The 18,857-nt window shown below is 65.5% G+C and carries 18 protein-coding genes; 5 read left to right on the top strand and 13 right to left on the bottom strand.

Annotated elements, in window-relative coordinates; genetic code table 11:
* The first annotated feature begins 100 nt into the window (after nt 1-100).
* Nucleotides 101-1,897 (top strand): O-antigen ligase family protein, encoded by a 1,797-nt coding sequence (locus tag HY019_RS10245; RefSeq protein WP_290691624.1) that lies wholly within the window; start codon nt 101-103, stop codon nt 1,895-1,897.
* A 22-nt stretch (nt 1,898-1,919) separates the two neighbouring features.
* Here the strand turns inward: HY019_RS10245 and moaC are convergent, their stop codons facing one another.
* On the bottom strand, nt 1,920-2,399 hold the full coding sequence (moaC, locus tag HY019_RS10250) for a cyclic pyranopterin monophosphate synthase MoaC (protein ID WP_290691626.1): 480 nt from the start codon (nt 2,397-2,399) through the stop codon (nt 1,920-1,922).
* Nucleotides 2,400-2,485: 86 nt separating this feature from the next.
* Between moaC and HY019_RS10255 the strand changes: the two genes are divergently transcribed.
* Complete coding sequence (locus HY019_RS10255) at nt 2,486-4,177, top strand: M48 family metalloprotease (RefSeq protein ID WP_290691628.1); 1,692 nt, start codon at nt 2,486-2,488, stop codon at nt 4,175-4,177.
* Between the two features lie 261 nt (nt 4,178-4,438).
* Nucleotides 4,439-5,407 carry a TerC family protein gene (locus HY019_RS10260; protein ID WP_290691631.1) on the top strand — a complete coding sequence of 323 codons (969 nt, stop codon included), beginning with the start codon at nt 4,439-4,441 and terminating at the stop codon, nt 5,405-5,407.
* On the opposite strand, the gene HY019_RS10265 is transcribed toward HY019_RS10260, so the two are convergent.
* The 6 genes from HY019_RS10265 to HY019_RS10290 form a co-directional block, all read right to left on the bottom strand.
* On the bottom strand, nt 5,408-5,848 hold the full coding sequence (locus HY019_RS10265; RefSeq protein WP_290691633.1) for a hypothetical protein: 441 nt from the start codon (nt 5,846-5,848) through the stop codon (nt 5,408-5,410).
* Nucleotides 5,845-6,639, bottom strand: coding sequence for an FAD:protein FMN transferase (locus HY019_RS10270; protein ID WP_290691635.1), 795 nt, complete (start codon nt 6,637-6,639; stop codon nt 5,845-5,847). Before HY019_RS10270 ends, HY019_RS10265 begins: the two co-directional genes overlap by 4 nt.
* The gene (locus HY019_RS10275) at nt 6,636-7,229 is read right to left on the bottom strand and encodes an FMN-binding protein (RefSeq protein ID WP_290691639.1); all 594 of its coding nucleotides are present in this window, start codon (nt 7,227-7,229) and stop codon (nt 6,636-6,638) included. Before HY019_RS10275 ends, HY019_RS10270 begins: the two co-directional genes overlap by 4 nt.
* Nucleotides 7,230-7,231: 2 nt before the next feature.
* Nucleotides 7,232-8,689, bottom strand: coding sequence for a porin (locus HY019_RS10280; protein ID WP_290691641.1), 1,458 nt, complete (start codon nt 8,687-8,689; stop codon nt 7,232-7,234).
* Between the two features lie 55 nt (nt 8,690-8,744).
* The gene (locus tag HY019_RS10285) at nt 8,745-10,031 is read right to left on the bottom strand and encodes a cytochrome c peroxidase (RefSeq protein WP_290691643.1); all 1,287 of its coding nucleotides are present in this window, start codon (nt 10,029-10,031) and stop codon (nt 8,745-8,747) included.
* 166 nt (nt 10,032-10,197) lie between these two features.
* Nucleotides 10,198-11,460, bottom strand: a complete 1,263-nt coding sequence (locus HY019_RS10290) for an NADH:flavin oxidoreductase/NADH oxidase family protein (RefSeq protein ID WP_290691648.1) — start codon at nt 11,458-11,460, stop codon at nt 10,198-10,200.
* A gap of 320 nt (nt 11,461-11,780) precedes the next feature.
* Here HY019_RS10290 and HY019_RS10295 point away from each other — a divergent pair, with 320 nt between their 5' ends.
* Nucleotides 11,781-12,116: an SWIB/MDM2 domain-containing protein gene (locus HY019_RS10295; protein ID WP_290691653.1), complete on the top strand. Its 336-nt coding sequence runs from the start codon at nt 11,781-11,783 to the stop codon at nt 12,114-12,116.
* Nucleotides 12,117-12,236: 120 nt separating this feature from the next.
* On the opposite strand, the gene HY019_RS10300 is transcribed toward HY019_RS10295, so the two are convergent.
* On the bottom strand, nt 12,237-13,115 hold the full coding sequence (locus HY019_RS10300; protein WP_290691655.1) for a crotonase/enoyl-CoA hydratase family protein: 879 nt from the start codon (nt 13,113-13,115) through the stop codon (nt 12,237-12,239).
* Nucleotides 13,116-13,307: 192 nt separating this feature from the next.
* On the opposite strand from HY019_RS10300, the gene HY019_RS10305 reads away from it, so the two are divergent.
* Complete coding sequence (locus HY019_RS10305; RefSeq protein ID WP_290691657.1) at nt 13,308-13,487, top strand: hypothetical protein; 180 nt, start codon at nt 13,308-13,310, stop codon at nt 13,485-13,487.
* Nucleotides 13,488-13,517: 30 nt separating this feature from the next.
* Here HY019_RS10305 and HY019_RS10310 read toward each other — a convergent pair whose 3' ends face one another.
* From HY019_RS10310 to HY019_RS10330, 5 genes are read right to left on the bottom strand one after another with little or no spacing between them, the layout of a single operon-like run.
* Entirely contained in the window at nt 13,518-14,015 is a 498-nt protein-coding gene (locus HY019_RS10310) for an NUDIX domain-containing protein (protein ID WP_290691661.1), read from the bottom strand.
* Nucleotides 14,008-14,895 (bottom strand): ATP-binding protein, encoded by an 888-nt coding sequence (locus HY019_RS10315; protein WP_290691663.1) that lies wholly within the window; start codon nt 14,893-14,895, stop codon nt 14,008-14,010. The genes HY019_RS10310 and HY019_RS10315 overlap by 8 nt, the downstream gene beginning before the upstream one ends.
* 44 nt (nt 14,896-14,939) lie before the next feature.
* A complete protein-coding gene (locus HY019_RS10320; RefSeq protein WP_290691666.1) occupies nt 14,940-16,163 on the bottom strand; it encodes a hypothetical protein in 1,224 nt (407 codons plus the stop codon).
* Nucleotides 16,163-18,106: a bifunctional metallophosphatase/5'-nucleotidase gene (locus HY019_RS10325; RefSeq protein ID WP_290691668.1), complete on the bottom strand. Its 1,944-nt coding sequence runs from the start codon at nt 18,104-18,106 to the stop codon at nt 16,163-16,165. The genes HY019_RS10320 and HY019_RS10325 overlap by 1 nt, the downstream gene beginning before the upstream one ends.
* Before the next feature lie 38 nt (nt 18,107-18,144).
* On the bottom strand, nt 18,145-18,759 hold the full coding sequence (locus HY019_RS10330; RefSeq protein WP_290691671.1) for a PEP-CTERM sorting domain-containing protein: 615 nt from the start codon (nt 18,757-18,759) through the stop codon (nt 18,145-18,147).
* Between the last annotated feature and the right edge of the window lie 98 nt (nt 18,760-18,857).

Below are 18,857 nucleotides of genomic sequence, written 5' to 3' on the forward strand. Positions count from 1 at the left end.
GCCCGACAGTGTCGACGCTTTTGCTCAACCTTGTTGCGGCGGGTCTATTGTGACGAGCCTGTCGCCATCGGGCGCCTGATCTGCCGCGACAATAGCGGCCATGATCACGCCCGCCTCTGAAGACTCCGCTGTTCGCCATCGCCCTCTGTGGTGGTCATTCGGCCTGCTGGCCGTGCTGGCCCCCACCCTGCTGGCCACCCATGAACCTCCCTCGGTGACGTTCTACAACCAGGCACTGGCCGTGCTGGGTTGGGGCTTGTTCGTCGCCGTGTTGGGCGTCCTGCCCAAGGCGAGCATGCAAGGGCCCGCCGGCCTGGCCCTGCGGGGTTTGAGCGCCGTGCTGCTGATCCTGGCAGCCGAGGCCTTCGGGTCGGCCTTTGTCTGGGGGGCTTTACCCGCCGGGCTGGGCATGATGGGTGGCGGCATGAGCCTGGCGGCCTTGCTGGTGTTGTGGGCGGGCTGGCGCAGTGCCCGCAGCCTGGATCAGGATGCCGTTCTGGAGGCCTTCTTCGGGGCGCTGACGGCGGCGGGCTGCATCGGCATGGTCTTCGCCCTGGTGCAGTCCTTCCACCCGGCTTGGGCAGATGGTTTGTTCATTGCGGAGCCCACCATGCCTGGCCGTGCGGTGGGCAACCTGCGCCAACCCAACCATTTCAGCACCCTGCTGGTGTTCTCGTGCTGCGGCGCGGCCTGGCTGGGCGCGCGCCAGCGCATGCCGGCCTGGGTGGCATCCGGCCTGATCGCCCTGTTCATCTGGGGCATCGTGCTGACGGCCTCGCGCACCGGCATGATCGGCATGGCCTTCCTGACCCTGTGGGGCGCGCTGGACCGGCGCCTGCCCCGCGTGCTGCGCATCACCCTGGTGGGTGCGCCGCTGGTTTACCTGCTGTTCTGGGGCGGCATGTGGCTGTGGGCCCATGCCGACAAGAGCGTGACCTTCGCGGCCGAAGCACGCCTGCATGACAAGAGCGACATCTCCAGCTCGCGCTTCAAGATCTGGGCCAATGTGCTGGACCTGATCAAGACCAACCCCTGGCTGGGCGTGGGTTACGGCGAGTTCAATGTGGCCTGGTCGCTGACACCCTTCCCCACCCGGCCTGTCGCCTTCTTTGACCACACCCACAACCTGCCCCTGCAATGGGCCGTGGAGTTCGGCATCCCCCTGACCGTGCTCTTGCTGGCCCTGTGCCTGCTGGCCTTCAAGGTCTTGTGTGGCGGCCTGCTGCGCGACGAGCTCGACGCCAACAGCCAGCCCACGCGCTCCACCGTGGGGGCCTGTGCGGTGATCGTCACCATCGCCGCGCTGCACAGCCTGCTGGAGTACCCGCTGTGGTACAGCTACTTCCTGCTGCCCACGGCCTTTGCCTGGGGCGCGGGGCTGGCGGCGCAAGCCGGTGCGCTGGAGCCCGCCACGCCAACGCCCCGCCGCTTCAGCCCGGGCATGCTGGCCGGCGGGCTGATCATGGCCTTGCTGGCCATCTGGTGCGCGGCCGACTACCAGGCCGCGGTCAACATCTACGCCCCACGCGCAGGCGCAGGCCCGCTGGACCAGCGCATCGAATTCGGCAAGAAGATGCCCTGGTGGGGTTACCAGGCCGACTACGCGGACGTGACCAGCCTGGACGACGAAGACCCGAGCAAACCGCCCGAGGCCTTCAAGCGCACCCTGCACAACCTGCTGGACGCCCGCTTGATGGCGGCTTATGCCCGCTCGCTGGCCGAGCACGGGCAGGTGGACAAGGGCCGCTACGTGGTGCAGCGCCTCAAGGAGTTCCGCAACCCGATCGGGGACGAGTTCCTGGCGGTGTGCAAGACCCAGCCTGAACCGGGCGAAGAGCGGCCCTTCCAGTGTGAACCGCCCCTGCAAAGCTACACCTGGAAGCAACTGTTGCCCTGAGCCAGGGCGCGCTGGATGGGCCTCAGGGCTGGCGCACCCAATGCCCTGATTTGCCGCCCACTTTCTCCAGCAAGCCCACGTCGGACATGACCATGCCCCGGTCCGCAGCCTTGCACATGTCGTAAATGGTGAGCAGACCCACCTGCACGGCGGTCAACGCTTCCATCTCGACCCCGGTGGGGCCCACGGTCTGCACCGTCACGCGGCAAACCACGGCCGAGGCCACCTCATCCAGCTCGAACTCGACCGCCACCTTGGACAGCGCCAGCGGGTGGCACAGCGGGATCAGGTCGGCCGTGCGTTTGGCCCCCTGGATGGCGGCAATGCGCGCCACGCCCAGCACATCACCCTTGCCCGCCCGCCCTTCGGCGATCAGGGCCAGGGTCGAGGGTTGCATGACGATGCGGCCTTGCGCCACGGCCACGCGGGTCGTAGAAGCCTTGTCGGACACGTCCACCATGTGGGCCTGGCCCTGCTGGTCAAAATGGGTGAGCTCGCTCATGGAAAATCGCCAATGTGGCCCCAGGTGGGGCAGGTAAAGAAATTCAAGTGCCTGAACCTGTGGGTGATTCCGTCGTCCAAGCACGCATGGTTCGCAGCATACTGCGCAGTGAGTTCACCCCGTTTGTGTTCATGCCCTTGACTCTTCGACAACCCTCCGGTGCCACGCTGTCACGCTGGCGCATCGCAGCCCTGATCCTGCTGGGCTGGCCCCTGGGCTTGTCGGTGCATGCGCAGGACGCGCCCGCCCCTGGCAGCTCCTCGCCCTTGCCTGCGCTGGGCGACGCGGCCTCGCAGGAGCTCTCACCCATGGCCGAGCGCCGCCTGGGCGACCGGATCATGCGCTCCATCCTGCGTGACCCGGACGTGGTGGACGACCCGCAGGTGCTGGAGTACATCGGCCAGGTCTGGGCGCGGCTGATTGCCGGTGCCAAGCAACGCGGCGAGATCGGCCCCGAGCTGGAAGCCTCGCATGCCTGGGAGCCCTTCCTGGTGCGTGACCGCACGGTGAACGCCTTTGCCCTGCCCGGCGGCTACATCGGCGTGCACCTGGGCCTGCTGGCCATGACGAGCACACCGGATGAGCTGGCCTCGGTGCTGGCACACGAGTTGTCCCACGTGACGCAGCGGCACATCGCCCGCATGATCGGGCAGCAGTCCCGGCAATCGTGGGTGAGCCTGGCCTCGATGGTGCTGGGCATCCTGGCGGCCAGCCGCAACCCGCAAGCCGCGCAGGCCATGATCTATGGTGGCCAGGCCGTGGCGGTGCAGGGCCAGCTCAACTTCTCACGCGACATGGAGCGTGAAGCCGACCGCGTGGGTTTTGGCGTGCTGGGCGAGGCCGGGTTCGACCAGGCCGGCATGGCCGAGATGTTCGAGCACCTGCAACAGGCCTCGCGCCTGAACGACGATGGCAGCTACCCCTATCTGCGCACCCACCCGCTGACCACCGAGCGCATTGGCGAGGCCCACTCGCGCCTGGGCCCCGGTGGCTGGCGTGTCACGACCGCACAAAGCCCCGGACGTGACACGGCCATCTGGGCGCAGCACACCTTGATGGCCGCGCGCGCCAAGGTCTTGATGGACACACGCAGCGTGTCTTTGCAGAACCTGGCCAACCCGGATGTCAAGAAAGGCGCCACGCCTTTGCAGACGGTGGCGGCTTACTACACCGCCGGCCTGGCCGCACAACGCAGCGGCGACGCCACGCGCGGACTGGCCTTGCTGAACCAGGCGCGCCAGGCTGCACGCGGCTTGCCTGCAGGCCAGCAAGCGATGGCTCAACGCGTCCTGTCGCTGGCGGTGGTCGACAACCAGCTCATCGCCCATCAACCTGCCGAGGCCGCAGCCACGCTCAACCGGGAGCTCGCCGACAACCGCGCCGCGGCCCATGTGGACGCGCGCCCCGAGTTGCTGCTGGCGGCGCACATTGCCCTGTCCTTGCCGGAAGGGCGTGCTCAGCAATCGGCCTGGTCTGATGCGGCGGCACGCCTGCAAACCCATGTGAGCCTCCACCCGCACGATGCCGCAGCCTGGGCTGTGCTGGGCGAGTTGTGGCAACGCCTGGGCGAGCCCTTACGGGCTGTGCGGGCCGAGGCTGAAGCCGCGGCGGCCCTGGGCGACCTGCCGGGCGCCATTGACCGCATCCAGGGGGCGCAGAAGCGCTTCCGCCAGCCGAATGCAGCCGATGTGGTCGAGTTGAGCGTGATGGACTCGCGCCTCAAGACCTGGCAGCGCCAGCAGCGCGAGGACATGCGCGAAGACAACGGCGGCGCCTGAAGCCGCCAGCACACGCCCGTCTTCACAAGCCCTTACGACACGCCTGGGTAAAAGCCACCCCGGCTAGAATGGGCCCGTCCGAAAGAGGAGTAGCGCGCAACCCATCAGGGTTGCGGTGTCATCCCGTCACCACGAAGGCCTGTGCAATGCAGGCTCTTCCGGGGTTCACAGCAGACGCCCGTCTGTCCAGCAAGATTTTTCGGCGCTTGAGGTGCGAGGCCATGTCGGCTTCGCCATGTTTGTTCCTTTTGGAGAACCACCATGCAAACCCTGGCGCCGCTCTGGCTCTGGATCGTTTTCGTTTTGTTCGTACTCGCCGCCCTGTTCGTGGACTTTGTCGTCTTGCGCAAACAAGGCGCCCATGAAGTGAGCGTGCGTGAGGCCATGCGCTGGTCGGCCATCTGGGTGGCGCTCAGCATGGCCTTCAATGGCCTCTTGTGGTGGGCCGTTGCGCAGGAGCAAGGCACGGCCATCGCCCACACCAAGGCGCTGGAGTTCCTCACCGGCTACCTGATCGAAAAGTCCCTGGCGGTCGACAACATCTTTGTCTTCCTGATGATCTTCACCTACTTCGCGGTGCCGCCGGCCTACCAGAAGCGCGTGCTGATGATGGGCATCATCGGGGCCATCGTGCTGCGCACGGCCATGATCCTGGTGGGCGGCTGGTTGATCGCCCAGTTCCACTGGGTGCTGTACCTGTTTGGCGCCTTCCTGCTGCTCACCGGCATCAAGATGTGGTGGGCGGCGGACAAAGAGCCCAATCTGGAAGACAACCCCGCGCTCAAGCTGCTGCGCCGCGTGCTGCCCGTGAGCCAGCACTTTGACGGCGAACGCCTGTGGACGAAGCAAAACGGCGTGCGCATCGCCACACCGCTCCTGCTGGTCGTGGCCCTGGTCGGCTTCACGGACGTGATCTTTGCCGTGGACTCGATCCCGGCCATCTACGCAATCACGGCCGACCCGTTCATCGTGCTGACGTCCAACATCTTCGCCATCCTGGGTCTGCGTGCGATGTACTTCCTGCTGGCCGCAATGGCCGCGCGCTTTCACTTGCTGAGCTACGGCCTGGCCGTGATCCTCGTGTTCATCGGCAGCAAGATGATGCTGATCGACATCGTGAAAATCCCCGTGCTGGCCTCGCTGGGCGTGGTCGTGGGCATCCTGGCCATCACGATGATCTGGAGCGTGAAGACGGCACCGGCCATCGGCCCCAGCAAGACGGCGGGTTGATCAACGCCCTGGTGGGCGGCGGCGATGCCACAGCAGCGTGACCGTCCACACGATGCCAATGGCGGCATGCACCCAGCCATTGGCATCGCGCCAGTCATCGGGGATCAGGTAGTAGAGGCTGTAGCCGGTCAAGGCCAGCAAGGCCGCGCCCACCAGCAGGCCGAGGCCATCGCGCACACGCCAATGCAGGCGCAGGCCGCGCATCACATGGGTGGAGGAGATGCGCCCGATCATGAACAGCATCACCATCATGGCCGCGCCATGCAGCTTCATCAGCCAGGGCTCCCAGGGGCTGGGCAGGCCCTCCATGCTGGCGCGCGACATCACGGGCCAGGCCAGCTGGTGCACGCTCAACCACATCAGCCCCGTCAACACCAAGGCCGCCGTGCTGGCATACAGCAGGCGGCGTTGTGCACGGGAGAGGCGGTTGCGTTGCTTCATGGCGAGCTTGTGGACGGTTCGTGGACCCAGACTTGAGCCCGATAGTGTTGCAGCAAATCGTACGCCAGGCCCTGCTTTCCATGCCGTTGCGGCACCTGTTGTGCCAGCACCTTGGTCAGCGCATCGGCCCAGGCGCATAGGGGCGCCACCACGCTGAGGTGGCCTGCGTGCAAGGCCCCGCTCAGCTTCGAACGTGCCCCGGCCCTGAAATCGCTGGTGGCCATGGCCCCGTCGGCCAGTTCGGCCCAGGGGCGCACGCCACCGCTGTGTTCATCACGCAGGGCGATGGGCAGCGTCAGCCCCTGCACCCGCAGGTCCCCGCCGGCATTGACCCACACGGCTTGGGCACCATGGGCCTTGGCGGCCTGCACGGCCTGGTCCACGGCCCAGCCTTTGGCCAGCCCGCCCAGGTCCAGGCGGGTGGCCGGGCTCAAGCGCACCAGGCAGGTGTGCTCACCATCTTGCTGCAGCTGCCAGGGGCCGGAGCCCAGCGCCACGTCGAACAACCCATCGGTTTGCGCAGACAGGGTTTGCGCCAGCCGCAGGACGTCCGCCGTCCATGGATGCAGGCGCACGGGCTCACCCACCGCAGCGGCATGGCTGCGTGACAGATCGCTGGCTGGCTCGAACACCGACATGGCCTGCTGCACCTGCCAGATGGCCGCAAAGGCCGCCTGCACGGCCTGATCGGCACCGGCTGGCACACCGATGTCCACCAGGGTACCCAACAGCGGGCGGGCACGCCTCAACCAGCCGTGCCCGTCAAGCGGGGGCACGGCCACCAGGCTCACGCGCCGGCCCCGATCTGGCCGCTGCTTCGGGCCATGTCGATCACCGCCGCGATGCGCTTGATGCCTTCGGTCAGGTGGGTGCACGACAAGGTGGCCCCGCTGATGTTGGCGATGTCGCTGCCCACCTTGATGGGCGATTGCGCGGTCTTGCCCACGAACTGCTGGCGCCAGGCGGGCAGGCGCACCTCGCCACCGTGGCTTTCACGGTAGGACAGGATCTCGACCTGCCTGACGCTGCCATCGGCCGAGATGCCCACCGCATAGGTGATCAGCTCGAACTTGCCCACCACGTTGTCGATCACGACCCAGCCCAGGCGCTTGCCAGCCTGGGTGGCCTCCAGCACCTTCCACTGGGCCGAGCGAGCCGGCACGCCATAACGTGTGGCCATGGCCTGCATCTGCGCGGCATCCAGCCGGATCTCGCGCACCTCAAACCGATCAGCCTGCGGAAACAGGGCCTGCTGCGCCTGTTGGGGCGTCATGTAGTCCACGGCATAAGCCGTCACCGGCAAGGCGGCAGCCACCACCGCCGTGGCAGCCAGAGCGGAACATGGCAAGGCACTTGCCGCATCGATCAGTTTGAAGCGCATGTTCAGAAACTCCAGCCCATTCCCAGGTCGAAGCGGTTATTGTCCTTGTTCTGCTTGAAGCGCTGGATGTCGGCCTTGAAGACCAGGCCCTGGCCCACGTTCAGGTTGGCACCCAGGGTGTAGACCTGCTCGGTGGGTGCAGCATCCGGGGTCAGGCCTTGGCCAATGTCAGCATAGGACTTGCGGGTGTTGAAGCGCTCGACACGGGCAAAGGGCGACAGGCTCAGGTCATCCGATGACCAGACCTTGTAAGCGGCCTGCACATAGGCGCCATCGAAGCTCTTGGGGATGGGGAACCAGTCTGGCCCGCTGCTGATGTTGACGGTGTTGAAAGCCGCCGTGCCCGAGATCGTGCCGCGTGCATACACGGACGACAAGTCCAGCGCACCCAGGGTGTAGCGCGCATGCAGATCCCACAAGGTCACGCGCAGGCTGTTGCCCACAGCGGCGGCCTGGCCCTGGCCGCCATTGCCCGAGAACCACGAGCCACCCAGTTGCAGCCCGGGCACGCCGCGCCAGTTCAGGGCCACGAACACGGCCGGGTCCTTGGCATGGGCTTGCGACATCTCCTGGTGCACCGAACCCAGAGGCGACTCGGCCGTCTCGCTGTCATCCGTGGCCCACTTGGACACGTCAAAACTTGTGCTCAAGCCAGCTTGCAGTGTCAGGCCGTTGTCGAAGTTGCCGACCAGTTGCAGACCACCTTCGCGCCAGGTGCTGGGGATGATGGCCGTTTCCACGAAGTTGCGCTCGACACCGTAATACGCCGTGGGCTCATGGTTCTCATTGAGCAGGCCCGATGGCATCAGGAACAAGCCAGCGCGCAGGGCCCAGCGGTCATTGAGCTGGCGCTCGGCGTAGGCCTGCTCGATGGCGACCTCACCCACATCGTCTGCAGATGTCACGCTGTGCTCGACTTCCAGCTCGGTCACGATCTTGGTCTTGGCATCCAGGCGATGCTGCACGCCCAGCACCGCACGGCGCACATCGGCCTGGTTGCGCGACGAGTCCTTGTAGCGGTTGTAGTTGATCTCGCCATAGCCGGTCAGCACGGTGGCGGGCTCGGCCGTGGCACCACCAGTTGCGCCTGCGCCGCCAACGCCGTTCTCCACACCGTTCGCCACGCCGTTCATTGCGGTGGCCGGCGCTGCAGGCGCGGTGGCTTGCGACGCCACGGCAACGGGTGCCACCTGAGGTGCCGCTGCTTGCCGGGTCTGCTGTTGCTTGACCTCGGCCAGCTGCGACTTGAGCTGCTCGACTTCAGAAGCGAGCTTGTCCAGGCGCTGCATCAGCTCGACCTCGCGGACCGAAGGCTGTGCGACCGCTGTGGCGGCAACGGCCTTGGTGGCCGCCGTAGTCCTTGGTTTTGTCGTGGGTTTGGCAGCGGTCTGCGCGCCAGCAGCCGAACACAGGCTCAGGCACGCGCCGGCCAGCAAGGTAAGACGATGCAGTTGGTTCATGGCAAGGGTTCCAGTTGACTTGATGGATGTGAATGGGGGGAAGGCGGCAAGGCCGTCAGCGCTGGCAGGCCAGGTCCGAGCCGGACCAGCCATCGGTCAGCGTGCACAGGAAATTGACCACGTCGGCGATCTCTGCGGCGTTCAATGCGGGGCTGTCACCAGGACCTCGGTTGTAGGGGCCCTCGGTGGTGTTGACGTTGCCGCGGTAGGCCAGCGGCAAGTCATTGAACTTGACATCAGGCTGGCCATTGGCGTCCAGGTAGAACTGATCCGGGTCGATGTCGCGCTGCGCATAGAAGGTCACCACATCCGTCAAGGACGTGAAGCGGCCGTTGTGGAAAAAGGCCTTGCGCAAGCCGGCATTGCGCAGCGAGGGCACCTTGAACTTGCCGCACAAGGCCGCCTTGGTCGAGGCATCCAAGGCGTTGATGGCATCCGTGCCGTTGTCGCACAGGCCCAGGTCGAACTGGGTCGGGTCGGTGGCCACCTTCCAGTTGCGCGGCACGCCCAGCGCGTCATAGGAGAAGTCGGTGAACAAAGGGAAGCTGCCATCCTTGCCGATGGCACTGGGGTGGCAGGCGGCGCAGTTGCCCTTGATCGAGCTGTTGAACAAGGCCAGCCCCCTCAACTCGCTCCCGCTCAAACCCGTCTGCCCACGCAGAAAGGCGTCGTACTTGCTGCTGAAGCGCGCGAACTCGGGGGACTCTTTTTCAAACGCCTGCAAGGCCAGCGCGACACGCTCGAAAGCCGCGTCTGGGTTGTCAAAGATGGCCTGGCCGTACAAGGCCTTGAACTCGCTGGCGTACGTCGCCGCCGCCAGCTTGGTGATGACCGTGGCCACATCGGCGTTGGCCATCTCCTTGGGATTGAGGAAAGGCGCTTTGCCCTGATCAGACAGGCTCGCGGCCCGGCCGTCCCAGAAGAAGCCGCCGGTCGGCGTGCCGGTGGCGGCCGTGCCATCCTCGAACCGGAAAGGCTTGTTGAAGACCAGGTAGCGGATCGAAGGCGACATCCGCCCACCAACAGACACACCATCCGAGCCCGGCTCGGTGGGGATGTCGGTATTCGGCCCCACGAACTGCAGTGGCCCCGCATGCCCACGCTCGGCCACGTGGCAACTGGCACAAGCCTGATTGCCGTTGAGGGACAAGCTGGTGTCCTTGAAGATTTTCTCGCCCAGGGCCGCCGCGGCCGACAAGCCCACCGACTGCGTCGTCGACGAAGAACTGCCCGAGGGCGCCCCACCGCCACCACCACAGGCACTCACGACCAGGCTGGTGCAAGCCACCAGGATCATGCGCAAGGTTGCCCCCAAAGGGGGCCGGAACAAGGCGGGGTTCATGTGCAAGCGAATCTAAATGACAATGGTTCGCATTATCATATTTATTGATTCGCCAGACTTGATCTGGCGCAGCAAGCCAGTCAACTACCCCCGCGAACGGGGGCGGTTGGTGTTCAAACGAAAAGGGCCATCGACAAGGCCGTCACCCGGTCGGCCAACCGGGCCTTCAATTGGCACGCAAACGCTTGGGCGCCTTTTTGCGACCCAGGCCCGCCTGCTGGGCCATGATCTTGACGAAGACCCACAAGGCCGACTCACGTGGCTTGGGCGCCTCGCCCCGACCGATGCGCTTGAGCTGCCCCGTGTACCAGGACACCTCCATCAAGCCGGTCTTGTCGACAAACGAGATGCCGGTCTTGAGCGGGCGCACCTGTTGGCGCGGCTCCTGCCCTGACAGCAAACGCTGCGGCACATCGGGCTCGATGGCCAGCGCGCGCGCCAGGCCGACGAAGTCCACCGCGCCCGATGAGATGGCGTCCGCCATGCCGCGCACCGAGCGAAAGCCCCCGGTGACCACCAGCGGCGTCTTCACGGCCTGCCGGGCCTTTTCGGCAAAGGCCAGGAAGTAGGCTTCGCGCTGGCGCGTGCTCTCCTTGGCTGGCTCCTTGCCGGCCTTCACGCCGGTCATGGCGGGCGCTTCATACGTGCCACCCGAAATCTCGACCAGGTCGATGCCGGCATCGGCCAGGGCACGGATGGTGTCCAGCGACTCTTCTTCGGTGAAGCCACCGCGCTGGAAGTCCGCCGAGTTCAGCTTGATGCCGATGGCGAAGTCAGGCCCGACCTTCTCGCGCATCGCGCGGTAGACCTCCAGCACAAAACGACGGCGCTTTTCGGGCGTGCCGCCCCATGCGTCATTGCGGCGGTTGTGATGCGGCGACAGGAACTGGCTGACCAGGTAGCCATGGGCACCGTGGATCTGCACCCCGGTGAAGCCAGCCTTCTTGACAATGGCCGCAGCGTTGGCAAAGCGCTGGATCAGGCCACGGATCTCTTCATCGGTGAGTTCACGCGGCGTGGCGAACATCATCTTCATCTCGGGCCTGAAGGGCACCGCCGATGGCGACACGGTTTCCTTGTTCAAGCCTTTGGGTGATTGCTTGCCCGGGTGATTGAGTTGCACCCAGCACTGCGTGCCATTGCGCGTGCCGGCCTGAGCCCAGGCCTTGAGCGCCGGCAGATGCGACTCGTCTTCGATGACCACATTGCCCGGCTCACCCAGGGCACGCTTGTCGATCATCACGTTGCCGGTGACGCACAAGCCAATGCCGCCATCAGCCCACGCACCATACAGACGGGCCAGCTCCGGTGTGGCCACACAAGTGCGGTCACTCAAGGCCTCGCTCATGGCGGACTTGAACAAGCGGTTCTTGATCACTTGCCCATTGGGCAGGGTGAACGGTTGAGCCAGTACGGCCTGAGGCGTCATCGAAATACTCCGGTGAATCAGCGAAAGCCAAGATTGAACACCAAATAGGCCAAGGCTGCAGAGAACATTCGCGACACGATTCGGAAGAACGGCGACACCGTCAAAGCATCACTCAAGAGGGCTCAAACAGGGCCCGAGACCGCATAAGCCCTGCTTCAACGCAAAAAATCTTGATGTTCGAGGGCCACAAAGGTGGATGCGGGCTGTTTTTCCCTGGTAAAGCGCATTACCATCGCAACGCACAGCTTTTGAGGAACGCCTGCGTAATGAGCAAGCGCCCAAAGCCGCATCAGATCTGACCTTCGATGGAGTGAATTCACATGGCAACTGCGAAGAAAGCCCCGGCCAAAAAGGCCGCTCCCGCCAAGAAAGCTGCAGCACCCGCTGCCAAGAAGGCCGCCGTCAAGCGCGCGCCCAATGCTGCTTTCCTGAAACCTCTGACCCCAAGCGCTGCACTGGCCGCCATCATTGGCGCCGCCCCGCTGCCTCGCACGGAAGTCACCAAGAAGGTGTGGGAATACATCAAGAAGCACAATCTGCAAGATGCCGCCAACAAGCGCAACATCAATGCAGACGACAAGCTGAAGGTCATCTTCAAGAAGCCCCAGGTCACCATGTTTGAGTTGACCAAGCTGATCAGCGACCAACTGTCCTGATTCAGTGGGGATGCACCATCGAGCCTGACGAGGCAGATGGTGCTGACCAACAGCAAAGCCCGGCCTGGCCGGGCTTTTTTGCGTTTGCACGAACGCGCGGCCTGCGTCAGGCCGCCACGCTCACTCCCACCACGGGTAGAACGGTGGCATCTCGGACGTCTTGCTGGTGAACTGCGCCGGGCGCTTGTCCAGGAAGGCCTGCACGCCCTCCTTGCCATCGCCGATGCTGGTGTAGAACATGGCCAGCGAGTCCACCTGGTGGGCAGCCAGCGGGTGCGGCTGGGCCGAGTTGCGGTACATCATCTGACGCGTCAGCGCGATGCCCACGGCCGAACGCTCGGTGGCGATGCGGCGCGCGATCTTCATGGCCTCGTCCAGCAACTGCTCGGGCGGCACAACGGCCTTGACCAGGCCACCGCGCTGCGCTTCATGGCCATCGAAGATGTCGGCCATGTAGGTCCACTCCAGCGCCTGCGAGATGCCCACGATGCGCGGCAGGAACCAGCTGGAGCAGGCTTCGGGCACGATGCCGATGCGGCCGAATACAAAACCGATGCGCGCCTTTTCAGATGCGATGCGGATGTCCATGGGCAAGGTCATGGTGGCACCAATGCCCACGGCCGCGCCGTTGATGGCACCGATCACCGGCTTCTTGCAATTGAAGATGGACAGCACCACGCGGCCACCGGTGTCGCGCACGCCGTTGAAGATGGCAGGGTCGTCCAGGCGCTCGCGCATGTCCTGCATGCCGGGCTGCTGGGTCTCATCCAGGCCAAACACATTGCCCGGCACGCTCAGGTCCATGCCGGCGCAGAAGGCCTTGCCGGCGCCGGTCACCACGATGGCGCGAACACGGTCGTCGTCGCTGGCCGTGGTGAAGGCATCCACCAGTTCATTGGCCATCTCGACCGTGAACGAGTTGAGCTGTTCAGGGCGATTGAGGGTCAGCAGCAGCACGCCATCGTCGCCGATGGCGTAGTCCAAGGTGTTGTAGGTCATGCTTGTCTCTTCTCGGTCTGTGTGTGATCAGTGCGGGGAGCGATCAGCGCATGTGCGCTGTCAGCGGCGCAGGATAACGCATGCGATCTGTTATAGATTCACGAAAGCGGCCGGCAGGGGAATCCCCCGGCCAGGATGCCGCCCGATGCGGCGCACAATGCGCCCGCTCGATCATTGAACTGGAGAACAAGCATGTGGAAATTGCTCGTGGGTTTCATCATCTTCGCCGCACTCGCCGTGTTCCTGCTGATGAAGGGCGGCGCCAATGTGGACATGGGCGGTGAGAAGCACGGCATCGAAACCGAGGCCACGCATGAAGCCCCTCATGACACGGCTGCGGCATCCGCACCCGCCAGCGCGGCCTCGCAGTAAGCGCCAGGCCTGCGCCCCCGGCCAGCGCGCTCAGCCTGGCTGGGCCTCGTGATGGGTCAGGCCCTGGTGGCCTCGCTCAGCGGCCAGCCATTGCAACACGGGGATGGTGCCCGGCAAGACGGGCACCGCCTCGACAGGCAGGCTCTGCCAGGCCATGTGCTGGCCTTCACGCATCTCGAACTCGCCCTGCCATTGGTAGACCTTGCAAAAGTGCAGGCGCACCCGGGCATGGGGGTAGTCCATGACCTCGATCTGCCAGGGGTGGGCTTCGCCAATGGTGATGCCGATCTCTTCGTGCAGCTCGCGCCGCAAGGCCTGCTCGACCGTTTCGCCGGCTTCGAGCTTGCCGCCAGGAAACTCCCAGTAGCCCGCGTACACCTTGCCCTCAGGGCGTGAGGTGAGCAGGAAGCGCCCTTCCCGCCCCTGCGCATCACGCTCGATCAACACGCCCACAGCCACCTCCACCGGCGTGCGATCGGTGGCGTCCATCACGTGATAGGACTTGCGTTCTGACTTGCGCTCAGACATGGTCACGGCCCGCAAAGTCACGTGCGAACTGATAGGCCACCCGGCCCGAGCGTGAGCCACGCTCGATGGCCCAGACCAGGGCCTCGGGGCGCGCGGTCGCCATCGCCGATTCAGGCAGGCCAAAGTGCGCCAGCCACTGCGCCACGATGGCCAGGTACTCGTCCTGCGTGAAGGGGTAGAAGCTGACCCACAACCCGAAGCGCTCGGACAGCGAGATCTTTTCTTCCACGACCTCACCAGGGTGCAGCTCGCCATCGGCGGTGTGCTTGTAGCTCTTGTTGTCCGCGTGGTATTCGGGCAGCAGGTGGCGGCGGTTGGAGGTGGCGATGATCAACACGTTGTCGCCACTGGCCGAGACGGTGCCATCCAGGATGGACTTGAGCGCCTTGTAGCCCGGCTCGCCATCATCGAAGCTCAGGTCATCACAGAAGATGACGAAGCGCTCTGGGCGGCCGCTGACCAGGTCGATCAGATCAGGCAGGTCGATCATGTCGGCCTTGTCGACCTCGATCAGGCGCAGGCCTTGCGCCGCATGCGCGTGCAGCCCGGCCTTGACCAGCGAGGACTTGCCTGTGCCGCGCGCACCGGACAACAGCACGTTGTTGGCGGGCTTGCCGGCCACGAACTGCGCGAGGTTGCGAGCAAAACGCCCCTTCTGCGTGTCGACCTCCTTGAGGTCTTCATAGCGGATGACGGCCACGTGGCGCACGGGCTCCAGCGCCGCACCACCCCAGGCCGAGGCGCCACCGCGCCGGCGATAACGCCAGGCCACGGACGCCCCCCAATCGGGTTCACTCAGCTGATGTGGCAGCAGAGATTCAAGTTGCGCGACGAGCCGCTCAGCGCGGATCAGCAGGGAGTCAAGAGCAGGTTGAGCCATGGGCGCTAGTTTAGAGCCTTGCCCAAGGCCTGCTCATGGTGTGTTCATGGCCTGCCCACGAGCACCTGCAAGCTGGCCTTCATCGCACGCTCGTACAGCTCGTCGTTGGCCAGTGGCACGGGGCGCGGTGTGTTGCGCTCGGCGCCAAAGCGTTCGCCAAAACGGCCACGCAAGGCGCCCACCGGGACCAGGCTGTCGGCGTCATCCATGCCGCGCAGCGCCAGCCCGACCAGGCGCCCGCCCTGGTCATACACCGGGCCACCACGCGGGCCCACGCCCGGCGGCGCGATGCCCAGGCGACGCGCGCCTGCCGAGCCCGCCAGGGTGGGCGCCCCCAGAAAACCCAGGCGCATCAAGGGCCAGGCGGCCTCACCCGCCGGATCGGGTGCGTAGTCGATGACATAAGCGGGCGAGCCGGGGAAGGCATCGTGCGGGGGCACGGCCATCGCGCCGGGTATCGGTAACGACTCGACCAGCTTCAGCAACACCAGTCCCAGGCCGGGTGCGGTGTCTTGTGGATCAGGTGCCGCTGCGACCGTCTGTCCCAGACCATTGCGCAACCAGATGGCGCCAGATGCAGGCACGGCGGCCTGCGGCGCCAGCGCATGCCGTCCATCGGCCAGCAAGATGGCCGATGCCACCACCCTTGCACCAGGCGCGACGACAGCCCCCGTGGCGAACGGCGCCAGCCTGGCAGGAATGGACAGCAGCACACCATCAGCCAGACACTCGCCCGACTGGAAGCGGCTGCGTGCCGCCTTGACCATCGGGTGATCAGGTGCCGTGGCCTCGGCCTGCGCCAACGTCTGCAAGGCAATGGCCTCTTGCCCGCCCAGCTTCAGCAGCCAGGCGTAGAACACACGCCCCTGCACCTCATCCAGGTGCACGCCGGCCGTGTGCGCGGCAAAGGCCAGGGCATGGCGATAGTCGCCCGCCTGCATCTGCGCGCGCAGGATGCCCAGCTCGATGTGGGCCTCGTGCGCCTGCAAGGCCGCCTGCTCGAAAGCCTGCCGTGCGCCATCGGCATCACCGGCACGCAAGCGGCTTTCGCCTTCGTCCAGCAGACGGCGTCGCTCGGCCAGGGCCTGCGGGGAGCTGCCTGCATCGTGCCCGTGCCCGTGCCCGTGCTCATGGTCACCATGGTCAACTGACACGGCCTGCGGCTGCCCAACAGGTACCGCACCGGGCGGGGTGGCCGCCAAGGCACACGAGGCCACCACACCCAGCGCAGCGGCCCACCATGCGGGCCGCCCCAAGCAACGCCGCATCACTGGCGCGTGATCCGGGGCTTGCTCAGCACGGCGCTGGCGGGGTTGTAGGCCGCGCTCGGTGCCTTGTAGTTGGCCAGATAGGCCGTCAGGGCATCGATGTCCTGCGCGCCACCCAGCGGGTTGGTGCCGCCCACCAGGACACCAAAACCATCACCACCCGTGGCCATGAAGTTGTTGACCGTCACGCGGTAGGTCTTGCTGGGGTTGAGCACCACCCCGCCCTGCACGATGAACTCGGTCGGGCCCGTGACCACCGGCGGGGCCACCGTCACATCCGTGGGCGTGTACGTCACCTCGACGATGCGCGTGCCGCAGGTGCCTGCCGAGTTCCAGCTGTACTTCAACCCGTTGGAGATCTGCATGATGCGGTTGGCCGAGCCCTGGCCATTGCAGTTGGCAAACTGCTGCTCCAGCACATCCTTGAGTTGCTGGGCCGTCAGCGTCATCGTCACCAGGCTGTTGCCAAAAGGCTGGGTGGTGAAGGCGTCGCCGTAGGTCAGGTCATAGGGGTAGGTCCCCGCTGTGTTGACGAAGCCCGGGTTGCGCACACCGCCTGCGTTCATGAAGGCCATCACGGCCCCACCCAGCGTGGCCGGTTGTGTGGCCGCCAGTTGGGCATCGGCGATCAGATCGCCTGCTTCCATTTCACCGGCGGCGTTGGCCGCGTTGGTCATCGGTGCCGTGATGGTGGCGATGACCGCATTGGCCAGCGGGGACACGGCGGCCTTGTAGGCGGCCACCACGTTCTTGACCTCGGGGTTGGCGGTGATGGCGGCGGTGATGGCCGCATCCGTGCGGTCCACCAGCACGTTGTGCGGGCTCACGGCCACGATGTCACGCGTGCCCGGGTCAATGCTCACGTCCACTTCCGTCAGCACGCGGCCAAAGGCGCTGGAGCTGGTCACCGGGATCAGGCGGCCCAGCTTGTTGGGCATGCCCGTGGGGCGCACCGTCGTCACGGCATTGGCCAGCGTCGTGCCACGCACATCAATGGTGTTGGCCGAGCAGTTGTAGGCTGCGTGCGTGTGGCCGCTGATGACCAGGTCCACCGCGTTGTCCAGGCGCTTGACGATGGCGCGGATGTCGGAGTCGCTGCCATTGGTGTTGAGCAGGTCACCCGTGCAACCATTGATGTCGCTGGTGGTGGGCTGGTTGGTGCTGCCCGTCACGACGTTCTGGAAGCCACCCTGGTGCACCAGCACCACGATGGCCTCGATGCCTTGGGCGCGCAGGCGGGGGACCAGGGCATTGACCGTGTCGGCTTCGTCCTGAAAGCTCAGGCCGGCCACGCCGGTGGGCGTCACGATGCCGGGCGTGCCTTTGAGCGTCATGCCGATGAAGGCCACCTTCACACCGTTGAAGGTCTTGATGCCATAGGCCGGCAGCAAGGTCTTGCCGGTGGCGGTGTCGAGCACATTGGCCGACAGCCACTTGAATTTGGCACCATCAAAGCTGCCGGGCACGGCCGAGCCAAAGCCCTTGCAGCTGTTGGGCTCCTGCACGCCAGCCGTGACCTTGCATCCGCCGTTTTGCAGGCGCTTGAGCTCATCCTTGCCCTTGTCGAACTCGTGGTTGCCGACGGCGTTGAACTCCACGCCGATCTTGTTGAGCGTTTCGACTGCGGGCTCATCGAAGAACAGGGCCGAGATCAGCGGCGTGGCACCGATGTAGTCGCCGGCGCCCACCACCACATTCAACGGGTTGGCGGCCTTCATGCGGGCCACGTAGGCCGCCATGTACTCGGCACCCCCCACAGCAGGGCGGCTGGCCGTGGGGACCAGCGTGTTGACCCCGAAGGTGCCCGGGGACTCCAGGTTGCCGTGGTAATCGTTGAAGCCGATGATCTTGACGGTGAAGGCCGCCTTAGGAGGCGTGGTCTGGGCAAAGACGCCGCCAGAGAAGGCCAGCGCCAGGCTGAGGCACAGGGTGCGGATGATCATGTTGGGGTCTCCCGTTAGCGGATGGGCAGCAAAGTGGATCAGCGCGAAGCGCCGCGACGCGACACCAGCCAGGTCGCGCCCAGGGCCGCGAACACGAGGGCCAGCGACGAAGGCTCGGGCACGGCGCTCACGCTGAGCTTGACGGCGCCCGCCGTGGCATTGAGCGGGCTGAGCCCACCTTGGCCGTCGTCCAGCATCAGGGACTGGGCCAGTGCACCGGTGATGCTGTAGGTGCCCGCCCCCAGGGTGAAGACCCCGCGGCTGAAAGCGTTGCTGAGCAAGGCGGCGTCGTAGTCATAACCCACATCGGGGGCGCTGCCATACACCTGCACCGGCACGCTGCTGGTGGCGCCCAGCAGGTGGCCGTTGCTGAACACGTTGAAGGTGTCACCGGCCATGCTGGCATCCACCACGGTCAACTGCCCCACGAAGCCGGCGGCGATGGTGAAGCTGAAATCCAGCGGCGTACCAAACCCGGCCGCGTTGCTGTCGGCGTTGTCGATCCACTCCGTCCCCATGGAGATGGCCGAGAAGTTGTCGACACCAAAGGCCTGCCACTGCGCATCGGCAGCGAGGTTGAGGGTCGTGGCCTGCGCGGCCAGGGACGATGCGGCCAGGACGGCGGCCAGCAGGGCGGGTTGGAAGGACGACATGACACGCTCCAGATTGAAAGGCTTGGAGCGCATCAGAACAAAGCGTCATGACGCGGCGATGGCCTGCGCATGATCCGATGGGCATCGGGCCTGATGGC

The sequence above is a fragment of the Aquabacterium sp. genome (assembly GCF_016195855.1).
Lineage (GTDB): Bacteria > Pseudomonadota > Gammaproteobacteria > Burkholderiales > Burkholderiaceae_C > Aquabacterium.